Annotated in this window: 17 protein-coding genes; 10 read left to right on the forward strand and 7 right to left on the reverse strand. The window is 68.1% G+C overall.

Translation table 11 applies throughout. The features are described from left to right. Window positions 1-453 precede the first annotated feature (453 nt). From LZ017_RS09030 to LZ017_RS09040, 3 genes are all read right to left on the reverse strand, one after another. Window positions 454-3,039: a TonB-dependent receptor gene (locus LZ017_RS09030; protein ID WP_241396305.1), complete on the reverse strand. Its 2,586-nt coding sequence runs from the start codon at window positions 3,037-3,039 to the stop codon at window positions 454-456. A 498-nt stretch (window positions 3,040-3,537) separates the two neighbouring features. After that, window positions 3,538-6,123 (reverse strand): TonB-dependent siderophore receptor, encoded by a 2,586-nt coding sequence (locus tag LZ017_RS09035; protein WP_241396306.1) that lies wholly within the window; start codon window positions 6,121-6,123, stop codon window positions 3,538-3,540. A 384-nt stretch (window positions 6,124-6,507) separates the two neighbouring features. Next, window positions 6,508-8,703, reverse strand: a complete 2,196-nt coding sequence (locus tag LZ017_RS09040) for a malate synthase G (protein ID WP_241396308.1) — start codon at window positions 8,701-8,703, stop codon at window positions 6,508-6,510. Window positions 8,704-8,886: 183 nt separating this feature from the next. Here LZ017_RS09040 and LZ017_RS09045 point away from each other — a divergent pair, with 183 nt between their 5' ends. Beyond that, on the forward strand, window positions 8,887-9,810 hold the full coding sequence (locus tag LZ017_RS09045; RefSeq protein ID WP_241396310.1) for a LysR family transcriptional regulator: 924 nt from the start codon (window positions 8,887-8,889) through the stop codon (window positions 9,808-9,810). After that, window positions 9,807-10,262, forward strand: coding sequence for a DUF2214 family protein (locus LZ017_RS09050; RefSeq protein WP_241396312.1), 456 nt, complete (start codon window positions 9,807-9,809; stop codon window positions 10,260-10,262). The genes LZ017_RS09045 and LZ017_RS09050 overlap by 4 nt, the downstream gene beginning before the upstream one ends. Before the next feature lie 53 nt (window positions 10,263-10,315). Here the strand turns inward: LZ017_RS09050 and LZ017_RS09055 are convergent, their stop codons facing one another. After that, the gene (locus LZ017_RS09055; protein WP_241396314.1) at window positions 10,316-10,633 is read right to left on the reverse strand and encodes a PsiF family protein; all 318 of its coding nucleotides are present in this window, start codon (window positions 10,631-10,633) and stop codon (window positions 10,316-10,318) included. Between the two features lie 96 nt (window positions 10,634-10,729). Next, entirely contained in the window at window positions 10,730-12,061 is a 1,332-nt protein-coding gene (locus LZ017_RS09060) for a serine/threonine-protein kinase (RefSeq protein ID WP_241396316.1), read from the reverse strand. A gap of 174 nt (window positions 12,062-12,235) precedes the next feature. Between LZ017_RS09060 and argS the strand changes: the two genes are divergently transcribed. The 8 genes from argS to LZ017_RS09100 all read left to right on the forward strand — a co-directional run bounded on the left by argS (window position 12,236) and on the right by LZ017_RS09100 (window position 23,241). Next, window positions 12,236-13,975, forward strand: coding sequence for an arginine--tRNA ligase (gene argS / locus LZ017_RS09065; protein ID WP_241396318.1), 1,740 nt, complete (start codon window positions 12,236-12,238; stop codon window positions 13,973-13,975). A gap of 58 nt (window positions 13,976-14,033) precedes the next feature. Then, window positions 14,034-14,723, forward strand: coding sequence for an SPOR domain-containing protein (locus LZ017_RS09070; protein ID WP_241396322.1), 690 nt, complete (start codon window positions 14,034-14,036; stop codon window positions 14,721-14,723). A gap of 125 nt (window positions 14,724-14,848) precedes the next feature. Beyond that, a complete protein-coding gene (locus LZ017_RS09075) occupies window positions 14,849-15,520 on the forward strand; it encodes a thiol:disulfide interchange protein DsbA/DsbL (RefSeq protein ID WP_241396324.1) in 672 nt (223 codons plus the stop codon). A 186-nt stretch (window positions 15,521-15,706) separates the two neighbouring features. Then, the gene (gene lptA / locus LZ017_RS09080) at window positions 15,707-16,354 is read left to right on the forward strand and encodes a lipopolysaccharide transport periplasmic protein LptA (protein WP_241396327.1); all 648 of its coding nucleotides are present in this window, start codon (window positions 15,707-15,709) and stop codon (window positions 16,352-16,354) included. Continuing rightward, the gene (gene lptB, locus LZ017_RS09085; protein WP_241396330.1) at window positions 16,351-17,130 is read left to right on the forward strand and encodes an LPS export ABC transporter ATP-binding protein; all 780 of its coding nucleotides are present in this window, start codon (window positions 16,351-16,353) and stop codon (window positions 17,128-17,130) included. Before lptA ends, lptB begins: the two co-directional genes overlap by 4 nt. A 28-nt stretch (window positions 17,131-17,158) precedes the next feature. Next, window positions 17,159-18,664 carry an RNA polymerase factor sigma-54 gene (locus LZ017_RS09090; RefSeq protein ID WP_241396332.1) on the forward strand — a complete coding sequence of 502 codons (1,506 nt, stop codon included), beginning with the start codon at window positions 17,159-17,161 and terminating at the stop codon, window positions 18,662-18,664. Window positions 18,665-18,774: 110 nt separating this feature from the next. Then, window positions 18,775-21,897, forward strand: coding sequence for an EAL domain-containing protein (locus LZ017_RS09095; protein WP_241396334.1), 3,123 nt, complete (start codon window positions 18,775-18,777; stop codon window positions 21,895-21,897). 69 nt (window positions 21,898-21,966) lie between these two features. Further along, window positions 21,967-23,241, forward strand: coding sequence for a class I SAM-dependent RNA methyltransferase (locus LZ017_RS09100; RefSeq protein ID WP_241396336.1), 1,275 nt, complete (start codon window positions 21,967-21,969; stop codon window positions 23,239-23,241). Window positions 23,242-23,294: 53 nt separating this feature from the next. On the opposite strand, the gene LZ017_RS09105 is transcribed toward LZ017_RS09100, so the two are convergent. Continuing rightward, complete coding sequence (locus LZ017_RS09105) at window positions 23,295-24,473, reverse strand: MFS transporter (RefSeq protein ID WP_241396338.1); 1,179 nt, start codon at window positions 24,471-24,473, stop codon at window positions 23,295-23,297. Between the two features lie 46 nt (window positions 24,474-24,519). After that, window positions 24,520-25,251 (reverse strand): 16S rRNA (uracil(1498)-N(3))-methyltransferase, encoded by a 732-nt coding sequence (locus tag LZ017_RS09110; protein ID WP_241396342.1) that lies wholly within the window; start codon window positions 25,249-25,251, stop codon window positions 24,520-24,522. Between the last annotated feature and the right edge of the window lie 26 nt (window positions 25,252-25,277).

Here is a 25,277-nt window from a genome sequence, read left to right on the forward strand (position 1 = left end):
CCCGTTTTCGTCACCATATAAATATATTGGCGCATATCGCCCAAATCATCTTTTTAAGACACAGCAAGATGCCATCAGCGCCAGCCGCCTTTCGGTCAGCGCTCTTGATGCGTTCGGGGGAAGATGGCATGCAGGCCGGCAAATCGGCCACGCTGACGGAATGCGCCACCGGAAATCGGGATAGGGGTCGGCCCTTGCCGGCCGAGCCCCTCCCACACCACCCGGCATGAGGATCCACACCGGGCGGTTCGAAAGTTTGAGGTCATGAAAGACGGGGACGGCCCGGCCGGTCGAAGTAGCTGATGGTCAGGACCGTCTTGGCGAGAGTGCGCTCATGCTGAACGGACATGAAAAACACCTCGGCCTCTGTCGAGGCCGAGGTGTCGAGTCACAAGCGCTTAGACAGCTCGTAGGATCGCGACCCGAGCATCGCCGGGTCCCTCACCGAGAGAATTAGAAAGCGTAGTTCGCGCTGACCGTAAAGAAACGACCGCGAATTTCGTCCATCTGCGAGAAGCCCAGGGTGCGGGGGTCGTTGTTGGAGAACGGTGGCTCCTTGTTGAACAGGTTCTTCACCGATCCCGTCAAACGCAGGTTCTTGACACCCGTGTACACCAGCGACAAATCGAAGGTGTCGAAATTGCCGACAACCGGAGTGGTCGGAGGCGTAGGCAAGGCGGCATTGGACTGGGTCTTGTCGTACATGTCGGCCCGGCTGTTGAAGTACACATTGCCATCCCAGTTACCGGACTTCAGCCCCACTCGAACCTGGGTGCGCCAGCGCGGCAGGTTCAGCAGGCCCAGACGGTTGTACATCGGCGTCCCAGGTTGGTCAGCATAGGCATATCTGACATAGTAAGTGCCATTGGCCTCCAGTGAGAACCGACCGATGGAGGTGGGAATCGCCTGCTCCGCGGAGAGGTCAAAGCCGCGGATCTTGCGTTTGCCCAGGTTGCCCAGGGACGTCTGCACCTTTGTGATGGTGCCGCCGGCATTGCGGGTCACCGCAAACAAGGGGTTGCCACCCAACGTCGTGGTGGCGCCCGGAACATAGGGCACGTTGTTGATCACGAACTGTGCGAGAACCAGGCCAATTTCGTCGGTCTTCTTGATGACGAAGTAGTCCAAGCCCAGGCGAGTGTTGGCAGTCGGCTCCAGCTGCACGCCGAAGTTCATGCCCTTGGCCTTCTCAGGCTGCAGCGCCGTGTTGCCACCTGAGAAGCGGTCGTACTGCAGCCGCGGACAGGGCGACTGGTTGCGTGCCGCGCAGCCGGGAAAGTCCTGGACCGAATCCGCGCTCTGGTTCAGGCCCCCGAACAGGTCGCGCAGCGAGGGCATCTTGAACCCTTCAGAGTACGAGGCACGCAGCAGCACCTGCTTGATAGGCTGGTAGCGCAGTGCCACCTTGGGCGTGGTGGAGTTCGTTCCGCCCTCGTAACGGTCGTGCCGCAGTGCCAATTGCGCCTCAAGACTCTTGGTGAAAGGCAGGCTCACTTCCGCGTACGCAGCACTTAGCGAACGCTTGGCATTCACTTCCGACTGCTGGATGCTGCCGAAGATGTTGCCGATACGGGAGTTCGGTCCCGGCACGTCGGAGATTTCCTCTCGCCCCAAGGTCACGCCCGCCGCCACACCAATCGCCCCGCCACCCAGTTGGCCCACCTCGGTCGACAGCTTGGCGTCGACAAAGGTGTTGGTCGTCTCACCCGTGCGCACGTCATTGGACTTGATGGCATCGATGACCGACTGAGGGTTGCTGGTCGAGAACGGATCAAAGGTGCGGTTCGCAATCGCGGCGAACATCTTGTCCAGCAGGAAGTAGCCGCCGTCAACGTTCTCCGTCTTGTTCTTGGCCTGGCCCACCGCGATGTTGTAGTCAAAGCCGCCGACAGTACCTTCGACCCCCACCAGGATGCGCGAGGCCTCGGAGGTGTTGTCCGTCGTGCGCGGCCCCGCCTGCAGCGGGCGGCCGCGCACGGTGATCGCGCTGGAATAAGGATTGGCCGGGTGGCCCACCGGCAGCGTGAAGTTGCCGGGCGCACCCGCGGCACTCGCGAAGCTCTCGCTGCGGGAGAACATCAGTTCGCCGAACAGCTGGGCGCTGCTGCCCAGGTTCACACGGCCCGACACCAGGCCACCCAGGCGCTCGGTGCTGTACATGGTCGTGCGATAGGGGGCGAAGTCAAACACACAGCTGGAGCCCGATCCCGACAGCGGCGAGGGCGTCACCAGCAGACTGGGGTCCGGGCAGGGACGGAACGGCGCCTGCAGGCCGGTCGTCGGATTCACGAAGTTGCCGGTCGGCGCGAACGTGGACAGCTGGTTGCTGCCGCCGAAGCGGCGGTAGTCGCCCGTCTTCGTGCGCTCCCGGTCCAGATTCATCAGCGGGTCGCGCTTGAAGTAGTTCAGGTTGGCCAGCACGTTGAAGCCTTCACGCTCCAGGCTGCCGAAGCCCACCGTACCCGTCGCCGAGGTTTCCTTGCTGTCGCCCTCCGACGAAATGCCATACGACGCCGACAGATCGACGCCCTTGTAATCGCGCCGGGTGATGAAGTTGATGACGCCACCAATGGCATCGGCACCATAGATCGCGGCCGCCCCGTCCTTCAGCACTTCGACACGCTGGATGGCCCCCAGCGGGATGGTGTTCAGGTTGACGAAGGCGCCGTCGAAGCCATAGTTGGCCAGGCGGCGTCCGTTCAGCAGCACCACGGTCTGATCGCCCGAGAGACCGCGGAAACCGGCGGTCGCGGAGCCGGTGGCGTTGGGACTGTTGGACGTCAGCTCATCGTTGAAGCTGGACATGTAGGACAACGAACGCAGCAGCTCATTGGTGCTGGTCACGCCCTTGCGCTCGATCTCGGCGCGGGTGATCACTTCAACCGGCAGAGGGCCTTCCGCGGAAATCCGCTTGATGTTGGAACCCGTGACGGTGACACGCTCCAGCGTCGTCTTCTCTTCTTGTGCCTGCACCGAGACACTGGTGGTCACGCCAAGGCAGACCAAGGCCGCGGTGCTGATTGCGTTGCGTTTGAGCATTCATAACCTCCCGTTGAATCAGAGTGGCAGCGGGCTCCTTCTGAAAGCCGCGCCCCCTTGGGCACAACCGGCCAAGCCGGTGTCCCTGCTAAAAGGGAGTGAAAGTTCTCATGCCCCTCACACAGCACAGAGTCGGGTTCCCCCGAATTGATGACTAAGTCGAACCAAGCGGTGCTTTTTTTGAAACAAAACAGTGGCAAAACAAAGAGTTTCTACCTAATCAAAATTTGAAATTTCCGTTGTTCATACACAACGCCACACTTGTAATGCTGGATTCGGTCAGGTTCCGCCGCCAAGCAGTTCTGATGGGGAAAGGCATGGCGGCCAGTGCGCCCGCGCTCCCTCGAGCAACGCCGGACAGCCGACTGGCCCTGTTCGCGAAACCGCAGTGCCAATAAAAACACCCCAGCCACCGAGGTGGTTGGGGTGTTAACTTGCGGGTGAGGAGTCGCCCGTGAACCTGAAAACCCAGGCTAGCCCGGGTTCAAGCCATCAGCATCAGAAGGTGTAGTTCGCGCTGACCGTGAAGAAACGACCGCGAATGTCGTCCATCTGCGAGAAGCCCAGCGTGCGAGTGTCGTTGTTGGAGAACGGCGGCTCCTTGTTGAACAGGTTCTTCACCGACCCCGTCAGACGCAGGTTCTTGAAGCCCGTGTAAACCAGCGACAGATCGAAGGTGTCGAAATTGCCTACCACCGCCGTCGTCGGGGTCACCGGCGTAGCGGCAGTCGACTGCTGCTTGTCGTACATGTCGGCACGGCTGTTGAAGTACACATTGCCGTCCCAGTTGCCGGACTTCAGCCCCACGCGAACCTGGGTGCGCCAGCGCGGCAGGTTCAGCAGACCCAGGCGGTTGTACATCGGCGTCCCGGGCTGGTCGGCATAGCTGTACTTGGCGTAGTAGGTGCCGTTGGCTTCCAGCGAGAACCGACCGATGGAGGTCGGGATCGCCTGCTCCGCGGACAGGTCAAAGCCGCGGATGTTGCGCTTGCCCAGGTTGCCCAGCGACGTGTTCACCGAGGTGATGGTGCCACCTGCATTGCGGGTCACCGAGAACGCGGGATTCCCGCCCAGATTGGTCGTGGCGCCCGGGGCATAGGGCACGCTATCGATCACGAACTGAGTTAGAACCAGACCGATTTCATCAGTCTTCTTGATGATGAAGTAGTCCAAGCCCAGGCGAGTGTTGGCAGTCGGCTCCAACTGCACGCCGAAGTTCATGCCCTTGGCCTTCTCAGGCTGCAGCGCCGTGTTGCCACCGGAGAAGCGGTCGTACTGCAGTCGCGGACAGGGCGACTGGTTGCGTGCCGCGCAGCCGGGAAAGTCCTGGACCGAATCCGCGCTCTGGTTCAGGCCCCCGAACAGGTCGCGCAGCGAGGGCATCTTGAACCCTTCAGAGTACGAGGCACGCAGCAGCACCTGCTTGATAGGCTGGTAGCGCAGCGCCACCTTGGGCGTGGTGGAGTTCGTTCCGCCCTCGTAACGGTCGTGGCGAACCGCAAGCTGGGCCTCCAGGCTCTTGGTAAAGGGCAGGCTGACTTCCGCGTAGACAGCGCTCAGCGAACGCTTGGCCACCACGTCCGACTGCTGAATGCTGCCGAAGATGTTGCCGATACGGGAGTTCGGTCCCGGTACGTCGGAGATTTCCTCTCGCCCCAAGGTCACGCCCGCCGCCACACCAATCGCCCCGCCACCCAGTTGGCCCACCTCGGTCGACAGCTTGGCGTCGACAAAGGTGTTGGTCGTCTCACCCGTGCGCACGTCATTGGACTTGATGGCATCGATGACCGACTGAGGGTTGCTGGTCGAGAACGGATCAAAGGTGCGGTTCGCAATCGCGGCGAACATCTTGTCCAGCAGGAAGTAGCCGCCGTCAACGTTCTCCGTCTTGTTCTTGGCCTGGCCCACCGCGATGTTGTAGTCAAAGCCGCCGACAGTACCTTCGACCCCCACCAGGATGCGCGAGGCCTCGGAGGTGTTGTCCGTCGTGCGCGGCCCCGCCTGCAGCGGGCGGCCGCGCACGGTGATCGCGCTGGAATAAGGATTGGCCGGGTGGCCCACCGGCAGCGTGAAGTTGCCGGGCGCACCCGCGGCACTCGCGAAGCTCTCGCTGCGGGAGAACATCAGTTCGCCGAACAGCTGGGCGCTGCTGCCCAGGTTCACACGGCCCGACACCAGGCCACCCAGGCGCTCGGTGCTGTACATGGTCGTGCGATAGGGGGCGAAGTCAAACACACAGCTGGAGCCCGATCCCGACAGCGGCGAGGGCGTCACCAGCAGACTGGGGTCCGGGCAGGGACGGAACGGCGCCTGCAGGCCGGTCGTCGGATTCACGAAGTTGCCGGTCGGCGCGAACGTGGACAGCTGGTTGCTGCCGCCGAAGCGGCGGTAGTCGCCCGTCTTCGTGCGCTCCCGGTCCAGATTCATCAGCGGGTCGCGCTTGAAGTAGTTCAGGTTGGCCAGCACGTTGAAGCCTTCACGCTCCAGGCTGCCGAAGCCCACCGTACCCGTCGCCGAGGTTTCCTTGCTGTCGCCCTCCGACGAAATGCCATACGACGCCGACAGATCGACGCCCTTGTAATCGCGCCGGGTGATGAAGTTGATGACGCCACCAATGGCATCGGCACCATAGATCGCGGCCGCCCCGTCCTTCAGCACTTCGACACGCTGGATGGCCCCCAGCGGGATGGTGTTCAGGTTGACGAAGGCGCCGTCGAAGCCATAGTTGGCCAGGCGGCGTCCGTTCAGCAGCACCACGGTCTGATCGCCCGAGAGACCGCGGAAACCGGCGGTCGCGGAGCCGGTGGCGTTGGGACTGTTGGACGTCAGCTCATCGTTGAAGCTGGACATGTAGGACAACGAACGCAGCAGCTCATTGGTGCTGGTCACGCCCTTGCGCTCGATCTCGGCGCGGGTGATCACTTCAACCGGCAGAGGGCCTTCCGCGGAAATCCGCTTGATGTTGGAACCCGTGACGGTGACGCGCTCCAGCGTCGTCTTCTCCTCTTGAGCGAGTGCCGAGGTACTGACAACGACGCCCAGACAGAGCAAGGCCGCGGCGCTGATTGCGTTGCGTTTGAGCATTCAGAAACTCCAGTTGGATCCAGGTGTCAGCGGACTTCTTCTGAAAGCCGCTTCCCATTTGTGAAGATCCCGACTGGGTCGAGACCCCCATAAGGGGGTGAAAGTTCTCATGATTCGCACAAGCCACTGGGGTGGGTTCCCCCGGATTGATGACTAATGACACCCATGCGCCCCCCCTTTTTGGTGAAAAAAGGGCGACATTCGTACGGGTTCATCCGAAGGGATGACTTCAGATATTCCGTTGCTAAAGTGCAACTCACCCTTGTTCCGCCCTGCAACAGTTCTGCCCCGGCTCGGCCCAGTCATGACTTTCAGCACATTCATGACAAAACCCCGGCCGGCCTCACGGCCGCCGGGGTTTCCTGATGGGCGAATGAAGCCGGATCAGCTCGCTGCCTTCACCTTCAACCGCCAGGCATGCAGCAGCGGCTCGGTATAGCCACTGGGCTGTTCCTTGCCCTTGAAGACCAGGTCCAGCGCCGCTCGGTAGGCAAAGCTGGTGTCGAAATGGCCGGCCATAGGACGGTAGGCGGGGTCGCCGGCGTTCTGCTGGTCGACGACGGCGGCCATGCGCTCGAAGGTGGCGCGCACCTGGGCTTCGCTGACCACGCCGTGGTGCAGCCAGTTGGCGATGTGCTGGCTGGAGATGCGCAGCGTCGCCCGGTCTTCCATCAGGCCCACGCCATTGATGTCGGGCACCTTGGAGCAGCCCACGCCCTGGTCCACCCAGCGCACCACGTAGCCCAGGATGCCCTGGACGTTGTTGTCCAGCTCCTGCTGCTTCTCGGCCTCGCTCCAGTTCGGCTGCTCGGCCACCGGGATGGTCAGCAGCTTGTTCAGCAGGTCTTCGCGGTCCACGCCGGGGGCGTCGGCCTCGATCTGCTGCTGGACCTGGGCCACGCTGACCTGGTGGTAGTGCAGCGCATGCAGCGTGGCGGCGGTGGGGCTGGGCACCCAGGCGGTGTTGGCGCCAGCCTTGGGGTGGGCGATCTTCTGCTCCAGCATCGCGGCCATCAGGTCGGGCATGGCCCACATGCCCTTGCCGATCTGCGCGCGGCCGCGCAGCCCGGCGGACAGGCCGGTCAGCACGTTCAGCCGCTCATAGGCCTGGATCCAGCTGCTCGTCTTCATGTCGCCCTTGCGCAGCATGGGACCGGCCAGCATCGCGGTGTGCATCTCGTCGCCGGTGCGGTCCAGGAAGCCGGTGTTGATGAAGGCCACGCGGCTGGGCGCGGCGGCGATGCAGGCGGCCAGATTCACGCTGGTGCGGCGCTCCTCGTCCATGATGCCCAGCTTGACGGTCGAGGCCGGCAGGCCCAGCAGCTGTTCCACGCGGCCGAACAGTTCGTCGGCGAACGCCACCTCGGCCGGGCCGTGCATCTTGGGCTTGACGATGTAGATAGAGCCCTTGCGCGAATTGCGCAGCCCGGAGCCGGAGAGCTGCTTCAGATCATGCAGCGCGATCAGCGTCGTGATGACCGCATCCATGATGCCCTCGGGAATCTCCTGGCCGCCGGCGATCAGGATGGCCGGGTTGGTCATCAGGTGGCCGACGTTGCGTACGAACAGCAGCGAGCGCCCCGGCAGCACCAGCTCGCCGCCTTGCGGCGCGACGTAGCGGCGGTCAGCATTGAGACGGCGAACGAAACGCTGGCCGCCCTTGCTGACCTCCTCGGTCAGGCTGCCGCGCAGAATGCCCAGCCAGTTGCGGTAGGCCAGCAGCTTGTCCTCGGCGTCGACGGCGGCCACCGAATCCTCCAGGTCCAGGATGGTGGACAGCGCCGCCTCCATCAGCAGATCGGACACCCCCGCCGCATCGCTGGCGCCAATGCGCGAGCTGCGGTCGATCTGGATCTCGATGTGCAGCCCGTGGTGGCGCAGCAGCACCGCGCTGGGGGCCGCGGCCTCGCCCTGGAAGCCCACGAACTGGGCCGCGTCCGCCAGGCCGGCGCTGGCGCCGCCCTGCAGCTGGACGCGCAGCTGGCCGCCGTCCACCCGGTACGCCGTGGCGTCGCGGTGCGAGGCGCCCCCAGCCAGCGGCGCGGCCTGGTCCAGCACCTGGCGCGCATAGGCGATCACCTGGGCGCCGCGCACCGGGTTGTAGGCGCCGGCGCGCTCAGCGCCATTGGTTTCAGGAATCGCATCAGTGCCATAGAGCGCGTCGTACAGCGATCCCCAGCGCGCGTTCGCCGCGTTCAGCGCATAGCGCGCGTTCAGGATGGGCACGACCAGCTGCGGGCCCGCCTGCAGCGCCAGCTCGTCATCCACGTGGGCCGTGCCGGCCAAGGGCTGCACCGGCGCGGCCACCAAATAGCCGATGCGGCCGAGGAACTCACGGTAGGCCTTCATGTCCCGGATCGGACCCGGGTTGGCGCGGTGCCAGGCATCCAGCTCGGCCTGCAGCCGGTCGCGCTCGGCCAGCAGGGCTGCATTGCGCGGCGCCAGATCGTGCACCAGCGCATCGAAACCGGCCCAGAAGGCGGACGGGTCGACGCCGGTACCGGGCAGGGCTTCCTGTTCGATGAAGCGGGCCAGATCGGCGTCGATCTGCAGGCGATGGCGGGCGGTGCGGGAATTCATGGCAACTCCTTGAAACATGCGCGAGCGGAACCCTCCGCTCAGGGCTTGCTTCGACTGTAGAGCCTGACGGGCCGTCGATTCATGCACCGATGGATCCTAGATCCCTCACTTTTTTGCACAAATAACAACGTCCTGACGTCGGATTCCGCGCATGGCTCGCATGAACACGCACAATCCCGGGGCATGGACCGCCTCAAACAGATGGAGTCCTTTGTGCTGGTGGCGACCCGGGGAAGCCTGACCGCCGCCGCACAGGCCGAGGGCGTGGCCCCGGCCGTGATGGGACGCCGCATCGATGCCCTGGAAGCCCGCCTGGGCGTGAAACTGCTGCTGCGCACCACGCGCCGCCTGACGCTGACCCACGAAGGCTCGGCCTTCCTGGAGGACTGCCAGCGACTGATCGCCGAGTTCGCCAATGCCGAAGCCAGCGTCAGCGCGGGCGGCGTGAAGGCCAGCGGCCATCTGCGCGTGACCGCACCCGCGGGATTCGGCCGCCGCCACGTGGCGCCGCTGGTGCCGGAGTTTCTCGCCCAGCACCCGGAGGTCAGCCTGTCGTTGAACCTGTCGGACCGCGTCGTGGACATCGTCAACGAAGGCTTCGACTGCGCGGTGCGGGTGGGCGAACTGGTGGACTCCAGCCTGATCAGCCTGCGCCTGGCCGACAACCGCCGGCTCTGCGTGGCCGCACCCAGTTATCTCAAGCGCGCCGGGGAACCGCAGCATCCCTCTGAACTGGCGCGCCATGAATGCCTGATGCTCAGCTCCGACGCCAGCCAGACCCGCGGCTGGGCCTTCACCATCGAAGGCCAGGTGCAGCACCTGCGCCCCAGCGGGCGGCTGGACTGCAGCGACGGCCAGGTGCTGCACGACTGGTGCGTGCAGGGCCTGGGGCTGGCCTGGCGCAGCACCTGGGAGGTGGCGGCGGACCTGCGCGAAGGCCGGCTCCAGCGCGTGCTGGATGACTTCGCAGCGCCGCCCAATGGCATCTTCGCGATGCTGCCGCAGCGCAAGCATCTGCCACTGCGCGTGCGGCTGTGGATCGATTTCCTCAAGAGCAATTACGGCAGCGCCGACTACTGGGCCCGCGCCGAAGGGAGTGCACCATGACACTGGAAGCCCTGCTGGCCGGCCTGCACATCGTGGCCATCCTCGGCCTGGTGGTGTTTCTCAGCAGCGAAGCGGCGCTGTGCCGCGGCGAATGGATGAATGCCGCCGTCGTGCAACGCCTGGTCCGCGTGGATGCGATCTATGGCGCGGCGGCCGTGGCGGTGCTGCTGACCGGCCTGGCGCGCAGCTACTGGGGTTTCAAGGGCGGTGGCTGGTACTGGAGCCAACCGCTGCTGCATTTCAAGCTGGGCATGTTCCTGCTGATCGGGCTGATGTCGCTGCAGCCCACGCTGGCATTCCGCCGCTGGCGGCGGCGGCTGGAAGCCGATGGGCAGTTGCCCACCGAGGCCGAGATCCGCCAGGTGCGTGGCCGCGTGATGCTCCAGGCCCACCTGCTGGTGCTCATCCCCATCGCCGCCGTGATGCTGGCGCGTGGAGTCTTGACGCGCTGAAAAGAAAAAGGCTCCGTGATCGCCACGGAGCCCCCCAGGCCGTGAGGCCGAAGTCAGCCCTTGTTGGACAGGCATTCCTTCATGAAGGCCTTGCGCTCGGCGCCGCTCTTGCCCTTGGCGTCGACATTGCACTGCTTCATCTTGTCCTGCTGCGTGGCCGGGGCGCTCGCGGCCGCGGCGGCGGCCGAAGTCTTGCCGCCCAGGCATTCCTTCATGAAGGTCTTGCGCTCGGCGCCGCTCTTGCCCTTGGCGTCGGCATTGCATTGCTTCATGCGCTGCTGCTGGGGCGTCAGTTCCTTCTTGGGCTCTTCCTTGGCCTGGGCCGTCACCGCGAACAGGGCGAGGGCCAGAACACCGATCAGCTTTTTCATGGGGATCTCCTTCACGGGAGTGGTGGGGGACAACAACTGCCAAGGCAGTGGATCACAGCAACGTGACAGCCACAAGCCGGGTTGACCAAGGACTCACTACAAGATGCGACGCGGATGCGCCAGCGCCTCGTGCGCCACATGCAGGCGGCGCACCAGCACCTGGATGAAGGCGCGGTCGAAACGGTGCTGGCACTCCGGACTGAGCTGGCCCAGCGATTCCGGCGTGAAGGACACGGTGGTGCAGAGCTGGATCACGCGCACGTCGGTGCTGTGCCGGCGCAGTTCGGGGTTGGGCGCCAGGTAGGCCATCTCGCCCACCGAGGTCCCTTCGCCCAGCACGGCCACGCTGACACCGTCCCGCCAGACCTCCACCGCACCCTGCGCAATGATGTGGAAGGTGTTGCCCTCTTGCCCCTTCTTGAACAGCGCATGCTCCAGCGGATAGCGGCGCCAGCGCGCGCGCCGCACCACCTCCCACAGCTCCACGTCGCCGAAGCCGGCGAAGAACTCCAGCCGGCGCAGCAGGTTGAAGCGCTCCGAGTCCTTGACCTCGTGCAGCCGGGCCAGCGGCACCAGCTGGCGGGCCACCAGCAGCGACAGCGCCTCGCCGAAGGCCTCCCAGTCGGGGTAGCGCTCCTGCGGGTGCTTGGCCAGCGCGCGCAGGATCACCGCGTCCAGCTCCGGCGTCACGCCGCCGCGCTGCCCCACCAGCGACTGCGGCGCCTGGTGGTAGATCTGGTGCATCAGCGCCATCTGGTTGGGCGCGTCGAAAGGCGGGCGGCCGGCCACGAGGTGGTAGAGCACGGCGCCCAGCGAATAGATGTCGGCCTGGCAGCCCACGTCGCCACCCTCGATCTGCTCCGGTGGCATATAGGCCAGCGAGCCCACGCGGTGGACCTGCGTCATGTCCGCGTGCAGGTTCAGCGCGCTGCCGAAGTCGCTGACCTTGACGTCGGTCACCTGCCCCTGGGCATCCAGCACCGCCAACAGGTTGGCCGGCTTGATGTCGCGGTGGATCAGGCCCTGGCGGAAGACATAGGACAAGGCCATCGCGCACTTGAAGCCCAGTTCCACGATCTGGTCCAGCGGCAGCAGGCGGTCGCTGCGGCAGAAGGCCTTCAGCGTCACGCCGTGGACAAACTCCATCACCAGATAGGGCGCGCTGCCATCCTGCACCGCGTCCAGAATCTGCACCACGTTGGGGTGCTGCAGTCGCCCGGCCAGCGCCGCCTCGGCGGCGAAGAAGCGGTTGCTCATCGCCTCTTCACTGGCCGCGAGGCCGCGCGCGCGCAGCCGTTTGATCGCCACCTGCTGACCGCGGAAATCATCCATGGCCAGGAAGACGTCGCTGGTGGCGCCCTCGCCCAGCCGGCGCAGCACCCGGTACTTGCCGATCTGGGCGGGCAGGTCCGCGTCTGCGGTGAGCATGGCTTCGCCAGGGAAGAACGTATCGCTGTGCTGACTCATGAAGACGCCTATGCTGCACCAGGGCGCCCGCCGCAGCAAGCCGGAAAAGGCAGGCGGAGGTCCGGCATGGGCGCGGGCGCCACGCGGCACCGACCTCCGGCATCCCGGCGGCCATTCCTTAGAATCGGCACCATCATGATCCAAGCCAAGCAGGAATTGCTCGCCGCCCTGGGCGCCACCCTCCAGGAGCTGAGCCGGGAGGCCATCGCCGCCGGCCATCTGGCCGCCGCCCCCGCGGCCGCCTTCGAAACCCCCAAGCAGGCCAGTCACGGCGATTTCGCCTGCACGGCAGCCATGCAACTCGCCAAGGCGCTGAAAAAGAACCCGCGCGAACTGGCCCAGGCCCTGATCGATCGCCTGCAACAGCAGGCCGCCTTCCAGGCCTGGGTCGATCAGCTCGAGATCGCCGGCCCCGGCTTCATCAACGTGCGCCTCAAGCCGGCCGCCAAGCAGGCCGTGGTCGCCGAGGTGCTGAGCGGCGGCGAGGCCTTCGGCAGCCAGCCGGCGCGCGCCGAGTCGGCATTGGTCGAGTTCGTCTCGGCCAACCCCACCGGCCCGCTGCACGTGGGCCATGCGCGCCAGGCCGCGCTGGGCGACTCGCTGTGCCATTTGTTCGCCACCCAGGGTTGGAAGGTCAGCCGCGAGTTCTATTACAACGACGCCGGCGTGCAGATCCAGACCCTGGCTCTGTCCACCCAGGCCCGCCTGCGCGGCCTCAAGCCCGGCGACGCCGACTGGCCCGAGTCCGCCTACAACGGCGACTACATCCAGGACATCGCCGACGACTTCCTCGCGAAGAAAACCGTCAAGGCCGACGACCGCGAGTTCACCGCCTCCGGCGACATTGAGGACCTGGACAGCATCCGCCAGTTCGCCGTCGCCTACCTGCGCCATGAGCAGGACCTGGACCTGCAGGCCTTCGGCCTGCGCTTCGACCACTACTTCCTCGAGTCCAGCCTGTACAAGGATGGCCGCGTCGAGGACACGGTGGCGCGCCTGGTCGCCAACGGCAAGACCTACGAGCAGGACGGCGCGCTGTGGCTGCGCACCACGGACTACGGTGACGACAAGGACCGCGTGATGCGCAAGTCCGACGGCAGCTACACCTACTTCGTGCCGGACGTGGCCTATCACGTCAACAAGTTCCAGCGCGGCTTCACCAAGTGCATCAACGTGCAGGGCACCGACCACCACGGCACCATCGCGCGCGTTCGTGGCGGCCTGCAGGCCGCCGGCCTGGGCATCCCCCAGGGCTTCCCCGACTACGTGCTGCACAAGATGGTCACCGTGATGCGCGGCGGCCAGGAGGTCAAGATCTCCAAGCGCGCCGGTTCCTACGTCACGCTGCGCGATCTGATCGACTGGACCAGCCGCGACGCGGTGCGCTTCTTCCTGATCAGCCGCAAGGCCGACACCGAATTCGTCTTCGACGTGGACCTGGCGCTGAAGGCCAACGACGAGAACCCGGTGTTCTATGTCCAGTACGCCCACGCGCGCATCTGCTCCGTGCTGCGGAACTGGCAGGAACAGGGCGGCGATCCCGCGCAGTTGGCAGGGGCCGATCTGGGCCTGCTCGGCGCGCCGACGGAATTCGCGCTGATGCTCAAGCTCGCCGACTATCCACGCATGCTCGCGGCCGCCGCGCAAGACCTGGCCCCGCATGACGTGGCCTTCTACTTGCGCGACCTGGCCGGCGCCTTCCACAGCTACTACGCCGCGGAGCGCTTCCTGGCCGAGGACGCGGCGCTGACGCGTTCGCGCATGGCGCTGCTGGCCGCCACCCGCCAGGTGCTGCGCAACGCGCTGGGCGTGCTGGGCGTGTCCGCGCCCGAAGCCATGGCCCGCGACGCCGACGCGACCGCCGGCGCCGCCTGAACGGCGCCCGACCCGACCTGGCGCAACCGACCGAATCGACCGAATGAAAGGCAAGCCGATGAGCAAGGGTGGAGACAAGCAGCGCGGAGGCTTCGTGCTGGGCTTGATCGTGGGCCTGCTGCTGGGCCTGGGCATCGCGCTGGGCGTGGCGCTGTACATCACCAAGGTGCCCATCCCCTTCGTCAACAAGCTGCCGCAGCGCACCGCCGAGCAGGACGCCGAGGAAGCCCAGCGCAACCGCAACTGGGACCCCAACGCGCCACTGACCGGCAAGGGTGCCGCGCGCGCGGCCAGCGGCGTGGTCGCGCCGGCGGACACGGCGCCGGCGACCACCCAGGCACCGGCCACCGCGCCGGTGCAGACGCCGGCCCCCGCGCCCGCCGCGGCGCCGGCCTCCGTCCCTGCCCGGGCAGCCGACAAGCCGACCGACAAGCCCGCCGCCGAGACCAAGCACGCCACCGAGGCCAAGCCGGCGGGGCGCGCCAGCGAGGCCAAGGCCGCGGCCGCCGACCCCTTCCAGTACTTCGTCCAGGCCGGCGCCTTCACGCGACCGGAAGAAGCCGAGCAGCAGCGCGCTCGGCTGGCGATGCAGGGCTTCACCGCCAAGGTGTATGAGCGCGAGCAATCCGGCCGCGTCGTGCACCGCGTGCGCATCGGCCCGATGGACGGCCGCGACGAGGCCGAGGGCCTGCAGCGCAAGCTGGAGGCCGCCGGCATCGAGAACAACCTGGTCAAGGTTCAGAAGTAATCAGCCCGGCTTCCCCGCCGGCCCGGGCCGGTTGGGGGTTAAGCCCGGGTTAAGGCAGCAAAGCGGCACGCGGCGTTAGGATGCCCCGCGACGCCCCCCGCCCCGGTGGGACAGAGAGGAACGACATGAAGCGTAGAGAGTTCAATGCGCTGGCCTGCGCCGCGGGTGCAGCCGGTTTGGCCGGGGTCTCCGGCAATGCCCTGGCCCAGGCCGAGCTGACCGAGGGCAGGAACTACCGGCGCGTGAACCCGCCGCTGCCGCCGGCCGCCCCGGGCAAGATCGAGGTGGTCGAGTTCTTCTGGTACGGCTGCCCGCACTGCTACGTGTTCGAGCCCGCGGTGGAAGCCTGGGCCCAGCGCCTGCCGGCCGACGTGAGCTTCCGCAAGGTCCACGTCGCCTTCCGCGAAAACGTCAAGGTGCACCAGCGCCTGTTCTACACGCTGGAGGCCATGGGCAAGGAGGCGGAAACCCGTCCGGCCATCTTCAACGCCATCCATCGCGGCGGCAACATGCTGGACAACCCGAAGGGCATGGCCGAGTTTCTGTCCAAGCTGGGCGTGGATCCGGCCAAGTTCACCGAGACCTACAACTCCTTCGGCGTCAACACCAAGTGCCTGCAGGCCGCCAAGCTGCAGGACGCCTACGGCATCGACGGCGTGCCCGCGATCGGCGTGGCAGGCCGCTTCCTGACCTCGCCGTCCATGGCCGCCGCGGGCCAACGCATGAGCGAGCAGGAGCTGGGCGCCCGCGCGCTGGCCGTGACCGACGCGCTGATCCGCAACGCCCGCGGCCGCTGAGCGCCGCAAACAGCCCCGGCGTCGTGGACGCGGGGCCACCCCGGGGCCCAGCCGGATGACGCTGACTCGGGCCTTGCGGACAGGGCGACTGTGGCATGCTGAACGGTCCCGCCCCTTCGGCGCTTGAGTCGGGGGGCTGCCCGCCCACCCGCCAGGGCTAGAATGGTTTGCAAGAACCGTGCCGCCATGTTCCGCCACACCACCCACACACTCTCCCGCCAGGCCCTGGTCTGCGTCCTCGCGCTGGCCGGCCTGGGCGCCAGCCTGGGCAGCCAGGCGGCCAAGGACGACCGCTACAAGCCTCTGACCATCGAGGCCGACCAGCGCAGCGGCTACGACATGCTCAAGGAGCGCGTCGAGCTCAACGGCAACGTCATGCTGACGCAGGGCTCGATGATGCTGCGCGCCGACCGCGTGCTGATGCGCCAGACGGCCGACGGCTTCTACCGCGCCGACGCCACCGGCAGCGCCGGCAAGCCGGTGAGCTTCCGCCAGGCGCGCGACGTCGCCGGCGAGGTCATGGAAGGCTTTGCCGACGTGCTGGAATACGACGGCCAGAACGATGTCGTGCGCCTCATCGGCAACGCCCGCGTGCGCACGCTGCGCGGCAGCCAGCTGGGCAACGAGGTCAGCGGCGCGGTCATCGTCTACGACAACCGCACCGAGAAGCTCTCGGTCGATCCGGGCACCGAGGCGCCGCATCCCAATGGCCGCGTGCGCATGGTGATGATTCCCAAGGCGGCCAGCGCGCCCGAGTCCGGCGCCTCCGAATCCGGCAACAAGGGGCTGCCGCTGAAGCCCAGCAACACGCTGACGCCCACCAAGACCCCATGAATGCTGTCGCACGTCCGGCGGAGGGCGGAACGCCGCGCAGCCGCCTGCAGGCCGAGGGCCTGCAAAAAAGCTATGGCGTGCGCAAGGTGGTGAAAGACGTCCACCTCGATCTGCACAGCGGCGAAGTCGTGGGCCTGCTGGGCCCCAACGGCGCCGGCAAGACGACCAGCTTCTACATGATCGTGGGTCTGGTGCGCGCCGACGCGGGCAGCATCCAGATCGACGAAGCGCCGGTCGAGCGCCTGCCCATGCACCAGCGCGCCCGCCTGGGGCTGAGCTATCTGCCCCAGGAAGCCTCGATCTTCCGCAAGCTCACCGTCGAGGAGAACATCCGCGCGGTGCTGGAATTGCAGCAGGACGAGCAGGGCAAGGCCTGGCCGCGCGCGCGCATCGATGCCGAGCTGGACCGGCTGCTGCAGGACCTGTCCATCGAGAAGCTGCGCGACAGCCCCGCGCCCGCGCTCTCCGGTGGCGAACGCCGCCGCGTCGAGATCGCTCGCGCGCTGGCCACCCAGCCGCGCTTCATCCTGCTGGACGAGCCCTTCGCCGGCGTGGACCCGATCGCGGTGCTGGAAATCCAGCGCATCATCCGCTTCCTCAAGGAGCGCGGCATCGGCGTGCTGATCACCGACCACAACGTGCGCGAAACGCTGGGCATCTGCGACCGCGCCTACATCATCAGCGAGGGCGCGGTGCTGGCCGAAGGCACGCCGCAGGCCATCGTCGAGAACCAGGACGTGCGCCGGGTCTACCTGGGCGAGCACTTCCGGATGTGAGCGGGCCACCCCCGCCGCCGCCCGCGCCATGAGGCCCACCCTCCAGGTCCGACTGTCCCAGCATCTGGCGCTGACGCCGCAGCTGCAGCAGTCCATCCGCCTGCTCCAGCTCTCCACGCTGGAGCTGCACCAGGAGGTGGAGCAGATGCTTTCCAGCAACCCGTTGCTGGAGACGGACGAGGAAACGGGCGCGGCGCCCGACCCGGCGGCCGAGCGCGCCGCCAACCGCGAGACCGCCGCGGCCGAGGAGCCGGGCGGAAGCCATGACGACGGCGAGCCCGCCGCCGAGATGCGCGCCGAGGACTTCGGCACCACCGAGCGCGAGGACTGGGAGAACGGCACCGAGCGCGACGATTTCGACGGCATCCGCGAACTGCCCGGCAGCGCGCCGACGGGCGACGAGGACGACGAACGACGCGACACCGAGGCGCCGGGCCAGACTCTGCAGGACCACCTGCGCCAGCAACTGGCGGGCATGGTGCTCAGCGAGCTGGACCGCGCCGCGCTGCTGGCGCTGATCGAATCGCTCAACGACGATGGCTACCTGGAAGACCCGCTGGAAGAGATCGCCACGGCCCTGCTCGGGCCGGACGCGGACGCCGAGACGCGTGAATCCCTGCTGGAGCACCTGCGCATCGCGCTGAACTGGCTGCACAGCCTGGAGCCGGCCGGCGTCGGCGCGCGCGACCTCTCCGAATGCCTGCAGCTGCAGCTGCGGGCGCGTCCGCGCGATGTCGTCGGCGCGCTGGCCCTGGTGATCTGCAAGCGCCATCTGGACCTGCTGGCGCGGCGCGACTGGCGCCGCCTCGCGTCGCTGACCGGGGCCGACGAAGAGCTGCTGCGCGCGGCCCAGGCCCTGATCGCCAGCCTGGAGCCCAAGCCGGGCCGCCGTTTCGCGCGCGACGAGGCGGGCGCCGTGGTGCCGGACGTGATCGTCACCAAGAGCGGGCGGGGCTTTCGCGTCAGCATCAATCCCGAGGTCTGCCCGCGCCTGCGCATCAACGAGCTCTACGCCCAGGCGCTGCGCGCCACGCGCGGCGGCGTCAGCAATTCGCCGCTGGGCGGCCAGCTGCAGGAGGCGCGCTGGTTCATCAAGAACATCCAGCAGCGCTTCGACACCATCCTGCGCGTGTCCGAGGCCATCGTGGAGCGGCAGAAGGGTTTCTTCACCCACGGCGAGCTGGCGATGAAGCCGCTGGTGCTGCGCGAGATCGCCGACGAGCTGGGCCTGCACGAATCCACCATCTCGCGCGTGACCACCGCCAAGTACATGGCCACGCCCTGGGGCACCTTCGAGCTGAAGTACTTCTTCGGCTCCGGGCTGTCCACCGAAGCCGGCGGCAACGCCTCCAGCACCGCGGTGCGGGCGCTGATCAAGCAGTTCGTCGCTGCCGAGGACGCGGCCAAGCCGCTGTCCGACAGCCAGCTCGCCAGCATGCTGGAGGAGCAGGGCATCCAGGTGGCCCGCCGCACGGTCGCGAAATACCGCGAAGCCCTGAAGATCGCCCCCGCGAATCTGCGCAAGACGCGCTGACATCCGCCCCGAAGTCCGTGCAAATGCCCTGAAGCCGGGACCCTCGGGCCATCACTTGATGCACGTCAAGAGAAAGGGCGAGGACGCTGGGGTATCGTGCGCGGCCTGTCATGTCCGTGTCCGCCCTGCTCCCCTATCGCAGAACCGCCCGCCCCTGGGTGGTCCTGGTCCTGCTGCTGACTGTGGGTTGGGCGGGCGCGCTGTGGTGGCTGGCCGCCGAGCGCGACGCGCTGCGCCGCTACGAAGGCGACAAGCTGCAGGTGCTGGTGCAGACCCTGGACGGCATCGTCTCGCAGCAGATGATCGCGATCCAGGCCGCGCTGAAGACCTTGCAGCTGCAGCAGCGCCAGCGCCCCGACGAAGCCTCCGCGCGCAACAACGCCGCGCTGCTGGACACCCTGGTCAAGGCCATGCCCGGCGTGCGCGTGATGATGGTGGTCGACGCCGAGGGTCGCGTGCGCGCCAGCTCCGTGCCCAAGCTGATCGGCATGGACGTGCGCCACCGCGCCTACTACGCGGTGCCGGCCGCGCAGCTGCAGAGCCATCCGGAGACGCTGTACGTCTCGCCTCCCTTCCGCAGCGTGCTGGGCGCGGACACCGTGACCCTGTCGCGCACCCTGTTCGACGAGCACAACCGCTTCGCCGGGGTGGTCACCGCCAGCCTGGACTCCGATTACTTCCGCCTGGTGCTGGAAACGGCCCAGACCTCGCCCCACACCTGGAGCGCGCTGACCCACCAGGACGGGCAGATCTTCGTGATGATGCCGCGCGACCCGGCCTGGGAGGGCCGCAACCTGCTGGACACGCCAGGCTCCGTGCTCGGTCGCTTCCTCGCCAGCGGCGAAGACGCGCGGCTGGAAACCTCGCATGCGCTGATCAGCGGAGACCAGCGCATGGTCTCCGCGCGCAAGGTCAGGCCGGCCGGTCTGCGCATGCACCGCACGCTGATCGTCGCGGTGGGGCGCTCGATCGATCATGTCGAAACGCCGTGGCGGCGCCAGCTCTATGCCGTGCTGCTGGTCGGCCTGCCCATTTCGCTGGCGGCCGGCCTCGCGCTGCTGCTGTGGCAGCGCCGCCAGCGCCTGGTCGACACCCTGCATCGCCGCCAGCGCCGCATGGAGCGCGACAGTGCCGAGCGCATGGCGCTGGCGCTGGAAGGCGCGGCGCTGGGGCAGTGGGACTGGTCGGTGAGCACCGGCGCCGTGCATTTCGACGCGCGCTGGTGCGGCATGCTGGGCTACCGCAGCGACGAGCTGGAGCCCCATGTCAGCACCTGGGAAAAGCTGCTGCATCCCGACGACCGCCCCGGCGCGATGGCCCATCTGAACGAGTACCTGGAGGGCCGCGGCGAGCAGTTCACGGTGCAGTTCCGCATGCGCCACCATGACGGTCACTGGGTCTGGATCCACAGCAACGGCCGCGTGATGGCACACGACGCCGACGGCCGGCCGGCGCGCATGGTGGGCACCCACCTGGACATCTCGACGAGCAAGAACAACGAGCTGCTGCTGCTGACCCAGGCCCAGCACACCCAGGCCATCCTGGACAACATGGTCGACGGCGTGATCACCATCGACGCGCAGGGCCGGGTGGACTCCATCAACCCCTCGGCCTGCCGCATGTTCGGCTATGAATGGCAGGAGGTGGTGGGGCGCAATGTCAACATGCTGATGCCGCATCCGGACCGCGCCCACCACGACGACTACATCCGCAACTACCTGCAGCACGGCGTCGCCCGCGTCATCGGCCTGGGCCGCGACGTCACCGGGCTGCGCAAGGACGGCACGGTGTTCCCGATGAGCCTGGCGGTCTCGCGCATCGAGCGCGAAGGCCGGCCCATGTTCATCGGCCTGACGCGCGACATCACCGAGCGCAAGCGCGCCGAGGCCGAGATCGAGAAGCTCGCCTTCTACGACGCGCTCACCGGCCTGCCCAACCGCCGCCTGCTGCTGGACCGGCTGCGCCAGGCGCTGGCGGCCAGCCGCCGCGGCCAGCGCCATGGCGCCCTGCTGTTCCTGGACATGGACAACTTCAAGTCCCTGAACGACACGCTGGGCCATGGCATGGGCGACCAGCTGCTCAAGGAAGTGGCGCAGCGCCTGCAGGCCTCGCTGCGCGCCGACGACACCGTGGCGCGCTGGGGCGGCGACGAATTCGTCGTGCTGCTGCAGGACCTGGGCACCACGCGCGACATGGCCGTGCAGCATGCCGAGGCGGCGGGCGAGAAGCTGCTGCGCGTGCTGGGCCAGCCCTACCAGCTGGACGGCCGCGCCCAGCACAGCACGCCCAGCATCGGCATCGCGCTGTGGGGCGACGGCGAGCCGGGTGCCGAGGAGCTGCTCAAGCACGCCGACCACGCGATGTACCAGGCCAAGGCCGGCGGCCGCAACCAGCTGTGCTTCTTCGACCCCGTCACCCAGGCCGCGATGGCCGAGCGCACCGCGCTGGAGACCGACCTGCGCGAGGCCATCGCATCCGGCCAGTTCGAGCTGCACTACCAGGCCCAGGTCGGCCGCGACGGGCGCCTGGTGGGCGCCGAAACCTTGCTGCGCTGGAAGCATCCGCAGCGCGGCTGGGTGTCGCCCGCGCGCTTCATCCCGCTGGCCGAGCAGACCGGGCTCATCGTCCCGATCGGCGAATGGGTGCTGCAACGCAGCTGCGAGCAGCTCGCGCAATGGGCCGAGGAGCCCTGCATGGCGCCGTTGAGCCTGGCCGTCAACGTCAGCGCCAACCAGTTCCGCCAGAAGGGCTTCCTGAGCTTCATGCAGCAGCTGCTGGCGCGCAGCGGCGCGCCCACCGACAAGCTCAAGATCGAGCTCACCGAAAGCGCGGTGATCGAGGACGTGGAGGCGGTGATCCGCCTGATGGGCCAGCTGCGCGCGCTGGGCCTGCGTTTCTCGCTGGACGACTTCGGCACCGGCTACTCCTCGCTGGCCTACCTGAAGCGGCTGCCGCTGGCCCAGCTCAAGATCGACCAGAGCTTCGTCCGCGACCTGCTCACCGAGCCCAATGCGCGCGCCATCGCCCGCGCCGTGATCCAGCTCGGCGACAGCCTGGGGTTGGACGTGATCGCCGAGGGCGTGGAAAGCGAGGCGCAGCGCGAACTGCTCGCCGGCCAGGGCTGCCACGCCTTCCAGGGCTACTGGTTCAGCCGCCCGCTGCCGCTGGCCGACTTCGAGGCGCTGGCGCGCCAATGGCCCGGCCCGGCCCACGGCCCCGCTCCGCAGGCCTGAGCCCCAGGGCCCGGCTTTGCTGGGACAATCGCGGCTGCTCCCTGCTGCCCTCTGCGGCGCCCCGTCCCCATGCATGACCAACCGCTGATCCTCTTCCTGCCCTGCCCCGCCGGCGTCGAACCCTGGCTGGAGGAAGAGGTTCGCCGCCTCTGCCCCGCGGCGCCGCTGCAGCCGCGCCGCGGCGGCATCGCGCTCAAGGGCGACCTGGACGCGGTGATGCGGCTCAACCTGCACAGCCGCCTCGCGCAGCGCGTGCTGATCGAACTGGCGCACGACGAGTACCGCCACGAGGACGACATCTACGCGCTCGCCGGCCAGGTGGATTGGACCGCCTGGATCACGCCGCAGCAGACCTTGCGCGTGGACACCACCGCGCAGCGTTCGCCGCTGAAAAGCCTCAACTTCGCGACCCTGCGCGTCAAGGATGCCGTTTGCGACCAGTTGCGCGAGGCCACCGGCGCGCGCCCCAGCGTGGACACCCGCCATCCCGACCTGCCACTGCAGCTGCATCTGGGCGAGCAGTTCGCCACGCTGTACGTGGACAGCTCGGGCGAGCCGCTGTTCAAGCGCGGCTGGCGCGAGGACAAGGGCGATGCGCCGCTGAAGGAAACCCTCGCCGCCGCCATGCTGGCCGCCGCCGGCTGGCGCGGCACCCCCGAGACCGGCGGCGCGCTGGTGGACCCCTGCTGCGGCTCCGGCACCATCGCGATCGAGGCCGCGCAGATCGCCTGCGGCATCGCGCCGGGCCTGCTGCGACGCTTTGCCTTCGAGCGCCTGCGCCCCTTCCAGGACCAGCGCGCGCGCTGGCAGCAGCTCAAGGACGAAGCGCGTCGCGCCCAGCATGCGCCGGCCGTGCCCATCTTCGCCAGCGACGTGGCCTTCCGCATGGTGGACTTCGCGCGCCGCAACGCCGAGCGGGCCGGCGTGGCCCACTGCATCCAGTTCAATGGTGGCGACGCGCTGGAGCGCCCTGCCCCCGCGCTGCCCGACGGCCTGCCCGGCACGCTGATGCTCAACCCGCCCTATGGCGAGCGCATCGAGGTGCGCGGCAAGGCGGCCAGCGGCCGCGGCCCCGCCGAGCGCCACCCCGCCGAGTTCGACCAGCGCAGCGCCGAGGACGACTTCTTCCCGCGCCTGGCCGCGCACTGGAAACGCGCCTACACGCAGAACCCGGCCGGCTGGACCGCCTGGCTGCTGTGCCCGGAAATGAAGCTGCCCGGCAAGATGCGCCTGAAGGAATCGCGCCGCATCCCGATGTGGAACGGCCCCATCGAATGCCGGCTGTTCCGCTTCGACCTGGTCGCCGGCTCGGCGCGCAAGCCCGCCGCGACCGACGCCGGCTGAGCGCCGGACCGGCCCCCGCGTCCAGGCTCGAATTCAGGCTTGCTCAGGCTTGCTCAGGCTTGCTGCGGCGCGCGCAGGCGCAGCGCCAGCCACAGCAGGCCCAGCGCGCAGACGCCCAGCGGCAGCAGTGCGCCCAGGTTCATCGCCTGCCAGCCCCCGGTGGTGACCAGCGCGCCGGAGCTGAAGGCGGTTAGCGTCATCGTCAGATAGATGCAGCTGTCCATGCTGGCCTGGGCGCGCGTGCGCTCCTCGGGGCGGTAGGTCTGCGTGAACAGGCTGGTGCCGCCGACGAAGAGGAAGTTCCAGCCCATGCCCAGCGCCACCAGCGCGGCGCCGAAGTGCATCAGGTCCACGCCGGACAGCGCGAAGCCCACGCACAGCAGGTTCAGTCCCAGCCCGGCCCACAGCACCGGCTGCACGCCGAAGCGGCGGATCAGCGCGCCGGTGAAGAAGCTGGGCAGGAACATCGCCAGCACATGCCACTCCAGCACCAGCGCGGCGTTCTCGAACGGGTGGGCGCACTGCTGCATCGCGATCGGCGTGGCCGCCATCAGCAGGTTCATCACCCCGTAGCCCAGCGCCGAGGCCAGGATGGCGACGACGAAGGCCGGCTGGCGCGCCAGCTCGCGCAGCGGCCGGCCCGGCGCCACGCCGCCCGCGCCGCCCTGCCCCGGCAACGGCGGGAAATCGACGCGGCTGATCAGCAGCAGCGCCAGCAACGCCACGCCCACCAGCGCCAGATAGGCGCCGGCGAAGGGCTGGGGCAGCCAGTGCTTGCTGGCGCTGGCCAGCTTGGGCCCGGCGACCGCGCCCAGCGTGCCGCCCGCCAGCACCCAGGAGATCGCGCGCTCCTTGCGCTGCGGCTCCACCAGCTCGGTGGCGGCGAAACGGTAGAGCGCGGCGCTGGCGTTGTAGTAGCCGGCCAGCAGCGTGGCGCCCACCACGCCCCAGAACTGGTGGTTGGCCGCCGACCAGCCCGCCAGTGCGCAGGACAGCATGGCCACGACCAGCCCCAGCTGGAAGGCGCGCCGCCGCCCCCAGGCGAGCTGATGGCGGCCCACCAGCGGCGCGAACAGCGAGCCACCGGCGACATAGGCGCAGACCGGCAGCGTGGCCATCCAGGGTTCGGGCGCCAGCGCCAGCCCCACGAGCCCGTTGATCGCGATGAAGCAAACGTTGTTGGTCAGGAACAGGCCCTGGGCCAGGGTCAGCAGCAGCAGGTTGGGATTCATCGGCGGAGCGCGGCGAGTCGGGTGGGGGCCGGGGCCCGAAATGGGCTCATGCCGACAGCGCCAGCCAGCCCAGCACGGCCAGCGGCGCCGTGTCGGCGCGCAGGATGCGCGGCCCCAGGGCCAGCGCGGCGAAGCCGCGGGCGCGCGCGGCGGATTCCTCGTCCGCGCTGAGGCCCCCTTCGGGCCCGCTGAGCACCACCAGCCCGCCGCCGGCACGCGCCTGCGCCGCCAGCGCCTGCAGCGGCTGGGCCGCCTGCGGGCTGAGCAGCCAGCGCGCCGCCGAGTCATCGGGCGCGAGCGCCTGCAGCCAGGCCGCCAGCGGCTGCACCGGATGGACCTGCGTGACGCGGGCGCGCCCGCACTGCTCGGCCGCGGCCACCGCGACGCCCTGCCAGTGGGCCAGCTTCTTCTGCGCCCGCTCGCCGGCCAGGCGCAGCACCGAGCGCTCGGACATCAACGGCTGGACCGCCGCCGCGCCCAGCTCCGTGGCCTTCTCGACCAGGCCATCCATGCGGTCGTTGGCCGGCATCACCACCGCCAGCGTCACCGCCAGCGGCAGCTCGCGGTCCACCGCCAGGCCTTCGCCGACGCGCACGCGCACCTCGGAGCGCCCCATGGCCAGCACCTCGGCGGGCCATTCGAGCCCGCTGCCGTCGAACAGCGTCAGCGGCGCGCCGGGCTGCAGGCGCAGCACCTGCACATGGCGCGCGGCGCCCGCGGGCAGCGCCAGTTCGGCGCCGGAGTGGAGGGCGTGTTCGACGAAGAGACGGGCGGGCACGGCGGTCGGTCGGGGTGGCGGTGGGC

It is taken from the genome of Pelomonas sp. CA6 (assembly GCF_022549225.1).
Taxonomy (GTDB): Bacteria; Pseudomonadota; Gammaproteobacteria; order Burkholderiales; family Burkholderiaceae_C; genus Roseateles.